Source organism: Vibrio misgurnus, from assembly GCF_029635775.1.
GTDB classification, from domain to species: Bacteria; Pseudomonadota; Gammaproteobacteria; order Enterobacterales; family Vibrionaceae; genus Vibrio; species Vibrio chanodichtyis.
The window spans coordinates 590,310-604,374 of the sequence record NZ_CP113241.1 but is presented as its reverse complement, the minus strand read 5'-3'; the positions used below and the strand labels follow the sequence as shown (position 1 = coordinate 604,374).

The window sequence follows — 14,065 nt, the reverse complement described above, 5'->3', positions numbered from 1 at the left end:
ACCCGTGGCCGTACAGCGAACGCCCTACACCAATAATGATTTTCTGGCGGCCACTCACTTCCTACCTTAATTGCTTTTTCAGCACTTGATGATTGAACTTACCCTGCATCTTGCACTTGCAAGCGCGCAGTTTGCAGCACGCCCATCGCTAATGAATAGAGTGCGCTAGCCAATTCATCACTCCATTGCGGCCAGATGCGCGCGATGTAACGATTATCCCCTTCACCTTTGAGGTAATAACTGTCGTTAAAGGTGTCGGCCATTTTTTTGTAGGATTTCGCTTCATCAGGCTGATATTTACCACGAGAAAAGCCCGCTTCCACACAGGCTAACGCCGTTTTCGGAAAATAGGCCAATGGCTGATCCATACCTTGGCAAAACAGCGCCACCAGCTCGCTCAGCAGTGCCTTGGCTTGCTGTGCATCATTGAGTGGCGGCAGGATCTGATGTTGTACCCCCTCTTTACGCTGATAACCGATCAGATGGGTGGTGACCGCCTGATCACTTGCCGCTAAACAGAGATGATCCATCCAAGCAGCCAATAAGTCTTCAGAGCGGATCGCGCCACTGCGCGCACGCACTAAGCCCGATTGATAACGCTTGACCAACCAACCACGCAGCAATACGACGCGATCATCGGCAAATGGCTGCAAACGGAGGTTGATTTCCGTATCAGCAAGGGGTTGGTGGCACAAAAAGCCAATTTTCTCGGCCAGCGCTGCCGCCTGCTCAGCACTTTGTGCTAATTCAAGTTCACCAAACGCCGCCATCGGCAATTTGCCTTGTGCGCGCTGCTGTTTAGCAAACTGCGCGACGCAGTGATCACGCTCGGCAGCAGTACGGCACGTGAGCAATTTTTCCACCAACTCATCACGCAACTGATAGGCGCTCAGCCCATTGAGGGCAAACGGTTCATCATCGTCGAGCATCGCCAGTGGCGGCTCAAAGCTCACTTTTAAACGGCGCTTGAAAAAATACTCAACCGGCAAACGCCAAAAACGTTGTAACTCAACCAGCTCCAGCTCAAGTGGCCAGCTCACTTCCAAGCGATAATCACTGAGTGGGGTCAGAAAATCAGCCCGACGCTGGCCTTGCCGACGGGCGGCAGGTAACCATTCACGGGCGAAACTGCCAGCGATAAACGCCTGCGGACTAAACGGCACCATCGCCGCCTCAGTGGTTAAGTGCGCCACCAAGCGGCGGCCAGAATCATCACTGGTTAAATGTTCATCGCCCGCTAAACAGTAATTTTGCTCGCAATATTCCAGCAATTCGCTGACCAATACCGAGGGCATGCACTCGCGGTTATCTTGAATTGAACGCCCGACATAACTGATGTAAAGCTGCTGTTTGGCCGATAACAGCGCTTCTAAAAATAGGTAACGCGACTCTTCGCGCCGCGAGCGGTCGCCGACTCGGCGCTGCATATTACGCAGATCAAACCCTTCGGCCATTTCATTCGGCGGATAAACGCCATCATTCATGCCCAATAGGCAGACTTTAGCAAATGGGATCGAGCGCATCGGCATCAAGGTACAGAAGTTGACTTGGCCGGCTAAAAAACGCTGGCTGATCCGCGTGGCGGAGAGTTTATCGCTCAACACTTGGCGAATAATCGCAGGTGAAATCTCCGCTTGGTAGCCCGCATCAGCCAATTGCTGCTTTAGATTGACCAAGCTATCACGAATGGTTTTCAGTGCCAGCTCACCTTGCAAATCGACACTAAAACAGCGCTCCAACAATTGATTGAGCCAATAACGCCACTGCTCCATGGTTTGAGTTTGCGCCAGTTGGCTACGCAGCTCACTGAGCGTAGTGATAAAGTTGGCCAACTTACCCGCCAGCTCAGCACTCATGCCTTGCACTGGGTTGTAAGGCGCAAGCCACTGACCTGCCAGCTCATACAACCCGGCTTCCGCCGGCATCGCGTAACCGAGTAACATCCGCTCGATACCAAACTGCCAAGTATTTTGTTCGCTGGCGGGCAGATCAAACTCGGCTCCGGTGGCGCTATTTAATCCCCAGCGAATGCCCGCTTCTTCCACCCAGCGCTTAGCGGTGACGAACTCTTCTTCATCAATCGCAAAGCGAGCCATGATGGCAGGCGTTTCAAGCAGTTCAAGTAATTCAGAAGCCAGACAGCGCGATTGTGGCAGCGCGAGCAGTTGCAAAAAGGCGGTTAAGATTGGGCTTTCTTGATCGGCGCTGCGATCAGAAATTGAAAATGGAATAAAGCGCTCGCCGGGCGCATTACCAAACACCGCCTGAATATAAGGTGCGTAAGCGTTAATGTCTGGCACCATCACGATCACATCGCGCGGTTTTAAGCTCGGATCACGTTCAAATTCCGCCAGCAGTCGATCGTGTAGCACTTCAACTTCACGGATCGGACTGTGGCATAGCGAAATCTGCAGGGAATCATCCTGTGCCAAAATGCTCGGTTTATGCTGGCTAGTGGCGAACTTGGCATCGTCTTGATGCTCTTGCAAATGCAAAATATCGGCTTGAATATGATGCAGCAACGAATCACGTTCCACTTCAATAAATAGCTCTAATTCCGATGGTTGATGCTGTGCGAGTAGCGCGAGGTTATCGCGCCCCATTTTCCCCATTGATGCGAGCAAACTATTGCCCACCGCGTGGCTCAGATGCAGCGACTGGTGCAGATAGCTTTCTAGATCGCCTTTGAGCGGCGAAACTTCACTGCCGATCGTAACTTGCTCGCCATGTATATGCATTTGCTGGCGTTTTTGCGCCGCTACCCGCGCCAGATATTTGCGGTCACGAATATCCCCCCAATAGTGCTGACACGGGTTGCTCAGCATCAAGTGCACATCGATATGCTCACCCATCGCGTGCAGCGCATCAATATAACGCGGGGGGAGCGCAGAAATGCCGAAGATGAACAAACGCTTTGGCCATTGATTGCGATCCAGCTCGCCGCTCGCTAACTGATCAATAAAGCGTTGATAGAGATTGGCACGATGATAGATCGAATGTCCCTGCTCACGAGTGCTAGCGTACAGTTCACGCCACAAAATCGCTTGCCACGGGTGCTGATCGGCAAGCTCGGCCACCTCTTCTCCCGCTTGCCAACTTAAAATCCAGTCGGGACGATACACCAAGTAACCATCGAAAATATCGGCAATTTTTTCCGCGAGCTGAAAGCGTTTTGAATCATCGCTATCCTCTTGTAAATAGCGTTGCAGCGGCTCAAATTCAACGCGATCCAGCAGCTTGGGCAAGAGTTCCATCAAGCGCCAGCTCATCGCTTCTTTATTGAACGCGCTACGCGCTGGCACATCAGGCAACACTTGAGTAAACATCTGCCAGATAAACGTCGCTGGCAGCGGAAACTCTAAGTTGGCCGCGACGCCCAATTCACTGGCCAGTGCCATTTTCAGCCATTGCGACATGCCGGGGCTTTGCACCAAAATGCATTCCGCCTGCAAGGGATCGGACAAAGGCTCATGCTTGATCAAATGCACCAGTAGGATTTTCAGCGTTTCAAGGTGGTTGGAGTGGTAGACAGTAAACACAATGCACTCATGCTGCTCGGCTCATCATCAGCGGAGAGTAGCATAAGTGCATGTCAGGAAGGATAAAAAAGCGTGGGGCTCGATCTCAATATATAGCCAAACCACTTGGAGTTGCCGGTAGGCGGCAAGTGAGTGAGTCCCCACGAGCATAGGCAAACTATGTGATGGGGGTGAACCAACGTCGCCAACACTGCAACTTCAAGTAGGCAGGGGGGTTAACGAGAACCCACTAACACTTTGTGTGGTTGATAAAACACCAGATAACGGATTGCCACATAGCTCACCACCACAGTGGCGACTATCAGCTCTAAACTCGCCAAACCATGCACTTGCGCCACATAACGCTCGGCCACGCCGATATTTTCCATCCACTGCGCCATTTTAAACAGCGCAGTAGCACCAATCACCATCGGGAAGGTAAAAGCCGCGTAACCAGGGCTGAAGGGGAGCCGCAGTAAACGGGTGAACGCCAAGTAGATAATCGCCGTCATCAATACCGCAATGCCAAACAACAGTGCAACAATGACCGGTGAAGGTTCAGTCACTACCGTCAAATAACCCGCTAGAGAGAGGCTGGCCGGTGCCGCCATGATCGCTAATGTCGGTTTCGCGGCATCTGGAATTTCTTGGGTAAAAATAAAGCGATAGATCATCATCGGCAGCATCACCGCGTAAGCCAGCATGCCAAACAGTAAAGCAATGTGCGCAATCGGGGCGAGCAATGGATTACCGGAAAACGCTACATCCGCCACAATAATTCCCACCGGCGGAACAAACCAACTCGGCACCATATGATGTAGCTCAAATGCTTGGCTGCGGTGATACACAAAGCTCACCAAAAATAGAAGGTGTAAACCGACCGCCAATAGCCACAACGCATCTCCCGCCAGCGGGTAAAAGTGACCAAGTGACGCCGATACCACCATGGTTGCCATCGCAAAGGTAGGCACCACACTGCCCACCACCGGATGCGCGAGATCTTGGCGCAGTAAATGACCATGCCATAAAAATTTGAAAGCGAGGATCAGCAGTAAAATACTGGCCAGTGCGGCCCCCGTCCACTGCGCGATCCCGTTGGCCGCAAGCATGTTTTCCCAACACCAGCCCAAACTCGCAATCCCGAGTGCCAAACCCGCCATTGGGGTCGGTGCTCCCATCACTTTTGCTTTTGCGGCTCGAATCATACTGTCTCTCTATGGTTGGTAAACGATGAATAGGCGCATCTTACGCTTGCACTTTGTTTTCAACTATCTAATTATTTCTAACACATGTTCAATAAAACTAAACATCAATCATGGCTAGCCATATATCACTCAAACAATTGCGGGTGTTTACCACCATTACGCAACACAAAAGTCTGACCATCGCCGCTCAGGTGCTGTATCTGTCTAAAGCAGCAGTCAGTGTGGCGCTGTCTGAGCTGGAAAAACAGCTCGGCCATGCTCTGTTTGATCGGGTCAATAACCGTTTAGTGCTCAATCAGGAAGGGCAAAAATTGTTGCCCTTAGCCGATGAATTGTTGCAACGTGCTAACGATATCGACCGCCTATTTGATGAGCAGCAGAACCTAACCGGCAAACTGCGGATTGGGGCCAGCGATACGGTTGGCAATCAAATTGCCCCCTATTTGATCAGCGCCTTTCGTCAACTGCATCCGCATCCTTCACAAAGCCTATTTATTTCCAATTCGGCACAAGTGTGCCAAAAGCTGGTCGATTACGAGCTTGATATCGGTCTGATTGAAGGCAAAACGCTACATCCCGAACTGATCTCAACGCCATTTAGCCAAGATGAGATGTGTATTATCTGCGCGCCGGATCATCCCCTTGCGCAGCAACAGCGTTTGGTGATGAGTGATTTTGAACACTCTCACTGGGTACTGCGTGAGGCGGGTTCAGGCTCACGTGAGTTCTTCTTACGCGTGATTGCGCCACGCATCGAACACTGGATTGAAGCGTTTGAGCTCAATACCACCGAAGCGCTGATCAACAGTGTCTGCTCCGGTTTAGGGCTAGGCTGTTTATCTCGCTTAGCGGCCAACACGCCGCAACAAGATGGTCGCGTGGTGATCCTCAATGTACCGCTTGATATGCAACGTCGGTTCTGGATGTTGGTACATAAAGAGAAATACCAGACCCCACTACTGCGCCAGTTCATTGAATTTTGCCCACAATGGGCCAACCACAGCCCCTTGTTGCAACTCGATCCAGCCACAAAGTAAGGGATATGACTCAACGCCCATTTTAGTGCTCGTCACTGGACTTTAGTGACCAAAAACTGTATAAACAGCCAGTTATTTTTCGCGACCAAACTAGAGGATTAACCATGGCTGTTATCGTGAAGTACGTGGTAGAGCGCAACGGAGAAGAGAAAATGACTTTTACCTCGAAAGCCGAAGCTGACGCTTATGACAAAATGCTGGATATGGCAGACGAGCTATTCGAATTGCTCGGTAAAAGTGCTCTGATCGAAGATGAAACCAAGCAAGAAGAGCTAGCGATGTTCTTGGCGCAAAACAAAGAAGACGTATTGTGCGCACTGGGAGCCAAACGTAAACCGGCTCCAACCGTAACCGGCAAAAAGCCGAAAGCAGTTGTAGACAGTGATGAAGATGAGTCGGTTGACGACGCTGCCTAATCGAGAAAACCGCTGCTTAAGCCAGCGGTTTTTTATTGGCTGAGATTGGCTCATCAACGCAACGATGCGAAAAATGAACGGGATTCTTTTTATACCCAAACGACTTGGAGTTGCAGGTAGGCGGCAAGAGAGTTCATCCCCATGAGCATAGATAAACGATGTGATTGGGGTGAACGAACGTAGTCAACACCACTGCAGCTTCAAGTAAGAAGGGGATAACGCAATATCTCTTTAAAAAGACAAAAGGTATCCTTTTACCGACGGATTACCAGTACGCTCTTTTATCCAGCTCATCCACTCTTTATGATGATAAACAACCGATCGGTTGAGCAGTATACCCAAACAACTTGGAGTTGCAGGTAGGCAGTAAGTGAGTAAGTCCCCATGAGCATAGACAAACTATGTGATTGGGGTGAACGAACGTCGCCAATACCGCTGCATCTTCAAGTAGGAAGGGTATAGATGCTCAACTCACCTTTGATTATGGAGAATACACATGGCGTACTTTGCTTTAGGTCTAGCAACCGCGACCAAAAATCGTGATGGAAAAATTATTGAAGCCTTCTTCCCAACCCCGATTCTGGCGCCTAGCGATGCTTTGGTTGCCGAATTGGCTGCGATCGTAGACTACCAAGCAGGCAATCAAGCACTAGACATCAGCGCCGCACAAAGTCAGGCATTAGCCGCCGTGTTCGCTGCTCATCAACAAGCGGCCAGTGCTGCATTTGCCGATAAAGCGGCGAATAGTCATCAGCCTCTGGTACTGGTAATTCTGGCCAGTGACGACAAGCCACAAAGCGTGGCTGAAGGTTACCTCAAGCTACAACTGATCTCACACCGTCTGGTGCAGCCACACGGCACCGTGCTGGAGGGCATTTTCGGCCTACTGCACAACATCGCATGGACCAACCAAGGCCCGATTGATCTGCCAGAGCTAGCGGAGCGCCAAATTGAAGCGCGTCTGGCAGGCCAAGTGTTAACGATTGATTGTGTCGATAAATTCCCGAAAATGGTCGACTACGTGGTCCCAACCGGCACCCGTATCGCCGATACTTCACGGGTACGCCTTGGCGCTCATGTTGGCGAAGGTACGACGGTAATGCATGAAGGCTTTATCAACTTTAATGCGGGCACCACTGGTGTGAGCATGGTGGAAGGTCGTATCTCTGCTGGTGTCGTGGTCGGTAATGGCTCAGACATCGGCGGTGGCGCATCAATCATGGGTACACTGTCTGGTGGCGGCAAAGTGGTGATCTCGATTGGGGAAAACTCACTGCTCGGCGCCAACGCAGGCTTAGGTTTCCCACTCGGCGATCGCTGCACCGTTGAATCGGGTCTATATGTCACGGCGGGAACCAAGGTGCGTATGCTGGATAAAGAGGGCAACCAAGTCGATATTATTAAAGCGCGCGATCTAGCTGGCGTTTCTGATCTGTTGTTCCGTCGTAATTCGCTGACCGGACAAATTGAATGTCTCGCCAATAAATCAGCGGTCGAACTCAACAGCGAACTGCACAAAAATAACTGATCGAACGCTGAGCTTGATCGATCATCGGCCTGCAAATATGGTGTTAGCTCAGTGCGACTGATTTAGCGACACCCAGCACGACAATGGCTTGGCAATCCAAGCCATTTGCGTGATGGTACACGTACGGTGCTCTTTTCTATTCCTGCGCTTGACGCGGGGTGATCACCACACAAGCAATCTGCTTTTGTTTACCAAAGCCGATGATTTGTGCTAACGCTGCTTTCCCGACGGGGATGTATCCCGACCCCACGGCATGATCTTCCGATTCGGCATGCGGATCATGAAAAAAGAAGAATTTATCACTCAAGCCACTCAGCACAATCCAGTGCGGCTCTTTCTTACCATCAAAGCGATAGGTGCTGATCAACAGCAGCACACAAGCCCCCTGCCTTACCCATGCTTCAAGCTGCTGTTGTGAAGGCGGCGCATCAATCATGCTCACATCTTGCTCGGCCAGTTGCTGACAAAAATCTTGATGCACTAACTCAATGATCTGTTTTTTATTTGGATCACGCACACTATCAATAAATGGGGTCGATTTAGACTGATTCCACAACTCAACATGATAACCGCGTCGCGTCGCCGCCAACGCCAAACCTTGTCCACTGCAACCACCGTGGCCTGCGGCCATAAAAATGGTGGTCGATTCACGCCATAACTGCATTTCTTGAGTACGAGTTGGTTCAAACTGCGCATCCAAACAAGAAAAGCTCATTAATAAGCAAGCGGCACCACAAGTAAAAGGCGTGGTTTGTACATATAACGGCATTGGCAGTAGTACTTTGGATTCTAAGGGTGTTAGCCGTTTTTGCATCCGTCGTCCATCGCATAAATCATCATAATAATGGATGAGCAGCTTCAAGGTTTTATAACCCATCTTTTCATATAATTTTAATGCGGCGGTATTGTCTTCACGCACTTCCAGCCGTAATGTAGTCGAGCCTTGATCAAGAGCAGCACGCTCGCACTGTTCAACCAGACTTTGCGCAATCCTCCGCCCTCTGAACTCAGGCTTAACGGCAATCGAATACAATCTTGATAGCTGTGTCCCTTGATGAAAAAGCAACAGTGCATATCCAGCCAGTTGGTCGCCGGCATCCGCCACAAACAACACGGCATGGTCCGAATGCAAAAAACGCTTCATTTGACGAGGAGAGATTCGGTCCCCGTCAAACAACTGTTGTTCTAACGCATTAAGCGCATTGAGATCAGCGCTAGTAGCAAGACGAATGTCCATTCTACATCCTTAATCGTGTGTGGATTGACCAGATTACCAATCAAATAATAGACCTATCGCAAGGAAGAATATACTGATGGCTAACCTTTTAATCGTGACCGATCAGGTCAGTGACTGGCGACAATACTTCCCTTCTGAACAAGTGGTGAGTGTCGATCAGTATCTCGATACCGATTGGAAATTTAATCAGCGCAGTGTACAGGTGGTCAACCTGTGCCGCGATTACGGCTACATGAGTAGTGGTTACTATGTCTCACTAATGGCAGAAGCTCGCGGCCATCGCGTCATTCCACGCGTCATGGCCATCAATGATATTAATCAGCCGTTTTTCCTCTCTTCAGGGCTGATCAAAATGCACAAGCTAAGCAGTAGCGAAGAGATCATTAGCACCAAAATTTACTTTGGTCGCACGCCACAAAAAGGCTTGGAAAAACTCGCACGCCGGCTGTTTGAAGAGTTCATGGTGCCGGTGATTGAATTGGAAATGCACAAATATCAAGGCCAATGGCAGATCATTAAAATTGTACCTTTCCCATTCCAAGACTTGGCCGATCCCGAGCAAGATTTCTTTATTGAATCACTGGAAATGTTCTCGACCAAAGTCTGGCGACGACCCAAGCAAGAGAAAAAATACCGCTATGACATCGCAATGTTGGTTGATCCTGACGAAAAAATGCCGCCATCTGACGCTTCGGCGCTGAAACGTTTTCATCGTGCAGCCAACCGCTTAGGCATGAACTTAGAAACCCTTTCACCGGATGACTTATCTCGACTGGGTGAGTTTGACGGCCTGTTTATTCGCGCCACCACCAACATCAGCAACTACACCTATCGCTTTGCCAAAACCGCTGAAAAAATGGGGTTAGTGGTGATGGATGATTCCGAATCGATCATGAAATGCACCAATAAAGTGTTTTTAACTGAGCTGTTAGAAACCAATAAGGTCCCGACCCCGAAAAGCGTGATCATCCGCAGCTTTGACCCCGAATGGAAAACCGGTTTGATGGAACAACTGGATTTTCCTATGGTGCTAAAAATTCCAGATGGCGCTTTCTCACGCGGGGTAGTGAAAGTGCGTAATGAGCAAGAGCTAGAAAAAGAAGCCGAGACTCTGTTTGAAAAAAGTGCGCTAATTTTAGCCCAAGCGTTTATGCCGACCGATTTTGACTGGCGCATTGGCGTAATGAATCGGCAAGCTATTTTTGCCTGTAAGTACATGATGAGTCGCGGTCACTGGCAAATTTATCAGCACCACAACAGCGGCCGAGTCACGGCTGGTGGTTTTGAAACCCTCGATCTCAAGCAGGTACCAAAGAGCGTAGTGGATGTCGCGGTGAAAGCGGCCAACCTAATTGGTGGTGGCCTGTATGGGGTTGACCTCAAAGAAATTGATGGTCAAGTCTATGTGATTGAAGTCAACGATAACCCAAGTATCGACCACCATGTCGAAGATGGATTCTTAGGTGATCTGCTTTATGACCGGGTAATGACTGAATTTTTACGTCGCATTCAGATGCGGGGTTTCTAGGCAGCTCAATCGCTCAATCAGCCCGGATCACCATCCGGGCTTTGACTCTTCAGCACTGGATTGCTACTTTCTTGCCTATCTTAGAGAGAGAATGAGAGTCACTATGGAGTTTATTATCGATCATTGGCGTTTTAACGGTGCTGTTCCACAACGTCATCCTACTCAATTACAAAACCTACAAGCGGGAGATTGGTACCACTGCCAACGCGATGCCGTAGGGCTACGTGAATGGTTAATCGGTCAACAAATTCCAGCGTCAATTGTTGATAGCTTATTGGCCGAAGATACCCGCCCACTGTTTGAGCAATATGATGAACAAAACTTTTTGCTGATCTTGCGCGGAGTAAATTTAAGTGGCAATGCCGATCCGGCCGATATGCTCAGTATTCGCTTGCTGTATTACCGCGGTGTATTAATTTCAACCCGTAAAACAGCATCTAAAGCTATCAGCACGGTACGTGAAGCTTTAGAGCAAGGCCAAGGCCCAGCCGGCTTGGCAGAGCTGATCGTACGGGTGGTCGATGAGATCAACAAAAATATCGACATCTATCTGGATCAAATTGAAGAGAAAATCACTCAATTTGATGATGAGCTAGAACTCAGCAGCGATTTAATGCAAACCCACAAATCACTACTCAAACTCAAACGTTTCATCAAGCCACAACAATACGCTTTAGATGATTATCTCAACAGTGAAATGACGCTGGCACAAAACCAACATTTGCGCCTACGCCACAGTGTCAACACCGTGACGCGAATTAACGAAACGCTCGACTTCTTTTTGAGCGAGCTAGAAATCATCAAAGGTGAGTTACGCCAGTATCATGCTGAAAAAATGAACCAAAATACCTATTTATTTTCGGTGATTGCTGCAATTTTTCTACCCACCAGTTTCTTAACTGGTTTACTTGGGGTAAACGTTGGTGGAATTCCTGGTACCGACTCCCCTCTTGCCTTTGGGCTATTTTGTGCCGGACTGATGCTGATTTTCGGTTTGGAACTGTTGATACTGCGTCGACTACGTTTTTTCGAAAATAAATAGCCTTAGTTCCGTGTCATCAGCTTGTCATCGATAAAATGTAAGATAGAGATTTTGTCGATGACCGCTCTATTAGCGCTAGCAAACCTATTCAATACTGGTTCTCCTCCTATGTTATCTATTTTTAAAACTTTTTTTGCACTAGGTTGGGTGAGTTTTGGAGGCCCAGCGGCACATCTTGGTTACTTTCGTCACACTTTTGTGGATAAATTAGGCTGGCTGAGTGAACAACAATACGCACAATTTATCGCCTTAAGCCAATTTTTACCTGGTCCCAGTTCCAGCCAAGTTGGCTTTGCGATTGGCTATCATCGTGGCGGGATTGCTGGAGCTTGGGCGGCATTTCTCGGCTTCACGCTGCCCTCCGTATTGATCATGCTCCTGTTGGCTGGCTTGAGTCGCCATCTATGGCAAACACCTTTATTTGCGGACATCACCCATGGTTTAAAACTGCTCGCGATTATAGTCGTAGCTGATGCGTGTTTGACCATGTACCGCAACTTTTGCCAACAACGCCTTACGGGAGCGCTATGTATTGTCACTGCAGTGACCATCAGTTTAGCGCCAAGTTTACCGAGTCAATTGGCGCTATTACTACTGGCGGCGCTGGTTGGCCAAGCTTATTTAGCACCTACAGCTCAGACATCATCAGCCAACTTTACTCCTGCTTGGCAACCATTGATCTTTTTCGCCCTATTATTATTCGGACTACCTATTTGCGCCGCGGGATCACCATGGCTTACACTGTTTAGCGATTTTTTCCAAGCTGGTAGTTTGGTATTCGGTGGCGGGCATGTCGTACTACCTCTACTACAGAGTACCTTTACTGATACCCTCTCAAGCGATCAATTCCTCACTGGCTATGCAGCAGCACAAGCGGTACCCGGCCCGATGTTCACCTTAGCGACTTATCTTGGTTATCTGCTACACCCAGAGATGCCGATCACAGCGGCTTTAACCGCCACCTTAGCGATATTTCTGCCCGGTTTTTTACTGCTATTAGGGGTATTAAAGCACTGGTCTAATCTGGCCCAGCGCCCGAAAATTGTCGGAGCGATGCATGGCGTAAATGCCTGTGTTGTCGGTTTGCTATTAGCAGCACTTTATCAACCGATTTGGAGTACCACGGTATACAATCCTCTCGACTGGTCAGCTATTATGGTTGGATTTTTTCTGTTTAAAACGCTACGAGTACCTTTGTTTGCCATGGTCATCGGCGCTCTACTGTTTGGCTTAATTCGCGGCCTTGTCTAGTGTAAAAGAAAAGTGTCAGTGCCAGTCGTCAACCCGCCAAAGCTTGTCTAAACTGAGTATATGATAGGCAAGCAAAGGGCGGTAACATGTACATCCAACCCCCAATCGGGCAGTTGCGTTATTATCCATCTGTGGGTTCGTTAAATACTTACTTCGTCAACATGCTTGAAAAAATAGCCGTTGAACTTCCTGATATTAAAAGAATTTCCTTCTCGCTGTATGACAAAAAAAAGGACTCGATCAAGACCTACGCCGATAGCTCTCTGGTCAGTCATGATTTTGTGCATTATGAATTTGCGCTTGCCGATTTGCCTTCACTGCAACAGATTAAACAGACTCAGACGGTACGCATTATTGATGACATGCCACAGCAGTTGCACAGTCAAACTCGCCATAATGATTGGCTACTCGAACGCCAGTATCGCTCATCCTTCACTAAACCCATTTTTCACCAACAGGCTTTTATCGGTTTCCTGTTCTTTAACTCATCAAAAGAGTACTACTTTACCCCACAAGTAATTGAACGGTTACAAGCCTATATTGACTTACTCCAGCAAGCCGTCTGCTGTGAATACGCACTAGTTCATTATCTGATCAAAAATGTCGAGCAGATGAAATCCAACTCACCGGATCATTGGCAATACATAAAGCAACACAAAGAGCGCATTCGCCGCTATGTGCGCATCATTGCCCTTGATATTGCTGAGCAATATGCACTTGATGATGGGTTGATCGAGAATATCAGCCAATTTGCTACTTGCCATGATCTCGGTAAGTTAGCGTTACCTGCCGATTTGCTACAAAAAAATCCATCGCTCGCCAGCAGTGAAAGGCTGCAGATTTATCGTCACATTGAACATGGGATCGAGTTACTGAATAATGTGATTGAAAAGCTCGGCACTCCCCACCATCCTTGCCTTGCGGTACTGCGTGAAATCATGGCTTACCACCACGAGTTTTTAGATGGGAGTGGTTATCCGTTTGGTCTCACTCGTGAGCAGATCCCCATTCCGGCACGTATTGTGGCCGTCGCCAATATTTTTGATGCTCTAACGGCGCACCGTCCTTACCAGCAAGCGCAATCAATCACTCATACTTTGTTAGAACTTGAAAAAATGGTCAGCGAAGGCAAATTAGATCGTGACTGTGTCAATGCGTTACGTGAGAACCAAGAAGAGTTGAAGGCGATTGTCGGACGATTTCCTGATTTAGATCCGAAAGATGGTGAGGCAACCACGGATATGGATACAGCACCATCTTCTACTCCAAATGCAACTTTGCTTTAAACCCTAAGCTACCAGCA

Annotated in this window: 10 protein-coding genes; 7 read left to right on the top strand and 3 right to left on the bottom strand. The window is 48.7% G+C overall.

Translation table 11 applies throughout. The annotated features are described in order from the left end of the window. Nucleotides 1-98 precede the first annotated feature (98 nt). Entirely contained in the window at nt 99-3,539 is a 3,441-nt protein-coding gene (gene recC / locus OOK74_RS02865; protein WP_278183095.1) for an exodeoxyribonuclease V subunit gamma, read from the bottom strand. A 215-nt stretch (nt 3,540-3,754) separates the two neighbouring features. Continuing rightward, complete coding sequence (locus OOK74_RS02860; protein ID WP_278183094.1) at nt 3,755-4,723, bottom strand: TDT family transporter; 969 nt, start codon at nt 4,721-4,723, stop codon at nt 3,755-3,757. 110 nt (nt 4,724-4,833) lie between these two features. Here OOK74_RS02860 and OOK74_RS02855 point away from each other — a divergent pair, with 110 nt between their 5' ends. From OOK74_RS02855 to dapD, 3 genes are all read left to right on the top strand, one after another. Further along, nucleotides 4,834-5,760 (top strand): LysR family transcriptional regulator, encoded by a 927-nt coding sequence (locus OOK74_RS02855; RefSeq protein ID WP_277206271.1) that lies wholly within the window; start codon nt 4,834-4,836, stop codon nt 5,758-5,760. A 104-nt stretch (nt 5,761-5,864) separates the two neighbouring features. Continuing rightward, on the top strand, nt 5,865-6,176 hold the full coding sequence (locus OOK74_RS02850; RefSeq protein WP_274722484.1) for a YebG family protein: 312 nt from the start codon (nt 5,865-5,867) through the stop codon (nt 6,174-6,176). 496 nt (nt 6,177-6,672) lie between these two features. Beyond that, entirely contained in the window at nt 6,673-7,704 is a 1,032-nt protein-coding gene (dapD, locus tag OOK74_RS02845) for a 2,3,4,5-tetrahydropyridine-2,6-dicarboxylate N-succinyltransferase (RefSeq protein WP_278183093.1), read from the top strand. A 136-nt stretch (nt 7,705-7,840) separates the two neighbouring features. Here dapD and OOK74_RS02840 read toward each other — a convergent pair whose 3' ends face one another. Further along, complete coding sequence (locus OOK74_RS02840; protein ID WP_278183092.1) at nt 7,841-8,941, bottom strand: GNAT family N-acetyltransferase/peptidase C39 family protein; 1,101 nt, start codon at nt 8,939-8,941, stop codon at nt 7,841-7,843. Between the two features lie 76 nt (nt 8,942-9,017). Here OOK74_RS02840 and OOK74_RS02835 point away from each other — a divergent pair, with 76 nt between their 5' ends. The 4 genes from OOK74_RS02835 to OOK74_RS02820 all read left to right on the top strand — a co-directional run bounded on the left by OOK74_RS02835 (nt 9,018) and on the right by OOK74_RS02820 (nt 14,048). Further along, nucleotides 9,018-10,469 (top strand): RimK family ATP-grasp domain-containing protein, encoded by a 1,452-nt coding sequence (locus OOK74_RS02835; protein ID WP_274722481.1) that lies wholly within the window; start codon nt 9,018-9,020, stop codon nt 10,467-10,469. Nucleotides 10,470-10,572: 103 nt separating this feature from the next. Continuing rightward, entirely contained in the window at nt 10,573-11,511 is a 939-nt protein-coding gene (locus OOK74_RS02830; protein ID WP_278183091.1) for a CorA family divalent cation transporter, read from the top strand. Between the two features lie 108 nt (nt 11,512-11,619). After that, nucleotides 11,620-12,762: a chromate efflux transporter gene (chrA, locus tag OOK74_RS02825; protein ID WP_278183090.1), complete on the top strand. Its 1,143-nt coding sequence runs from the start codon at nt 11,620-11,622 to the stop codon at nt 12,760-12,762. Between the two features lie 86 nt (nt 12,763-12,848). Further along, a complete protein-coding gene (locus OOK74_RS02820) occupies nt 12,849-14,048 on the top strand; it encodes an HD-GYP domain-containing protein (RefSeq protein ID WP_278183089.1) in 1,200 nt (399 codons plus the stop codon). Nucleotides 14,049-14,065: the final 17 nt, after the last annotated feature.

Coding starts and splice junctions, on each gene's coding strand:
- OOK74_RS02860 (WP_278183094.1), bottom strand. CDS start 4,723: ATGATTCGAGCCGCAAAAGCAAAAGTGATGGGAGCACCGACCCCAATG.
- OOK74_RS02855 (WP_277206271.1), top strand. CDS start 4,834: ATGGCTAGCCATATATCACTCAAACAATTGCGGGTGTTTACCACCATT.
- OOK74_RS02850 (WP_274722484.1), top strand. CDS start 5,865: ATGGCTGTTATCGTGAAGTACGTGGTAGAGCGCAACGGAGAAGAGAAA.
- dapD (WP_278183093.1), top strand. CDS start 6,673: ATGGCGTACTTTGCTTTAGGTCTAGCAACCGCGACCAAAAATCGTGAT.
- OOK74_RS02840 (WP_278183092.1), bottom strand. CDS start 8,941: ATGGACATTCGTCTTGCTACTAGCGCTGATCTCAATGCGCTTAATGCG.
- OOK74_RS02835 (WP_274722481.1), top strand. CDS start 9,018: ATGGCTAACCTTTTAATCGTGACCGATCAGGTCAGTGACTGGCGACAA.
- OOK74_RS02830 (WP_278183091.1), top strand. CDS start 10,573: ATGGAGTTTATTATCGATCATTGGCGTTTTAACGGTGCTGTTCCACAA.
- chrA (WP_278183090.1), top strand. CDS start 11,620: ATGTTATCTATTTTTAAAACTTTTTTTGCACTAGGTTGGGTGAGTTTT.
- OOK74_RS02820 (WP_278183089.1), top strand. CDS start 12,849: ATGTACATCCAACCCCCAATCGGGCAGTTGCGTTATTATCCATCTGTG.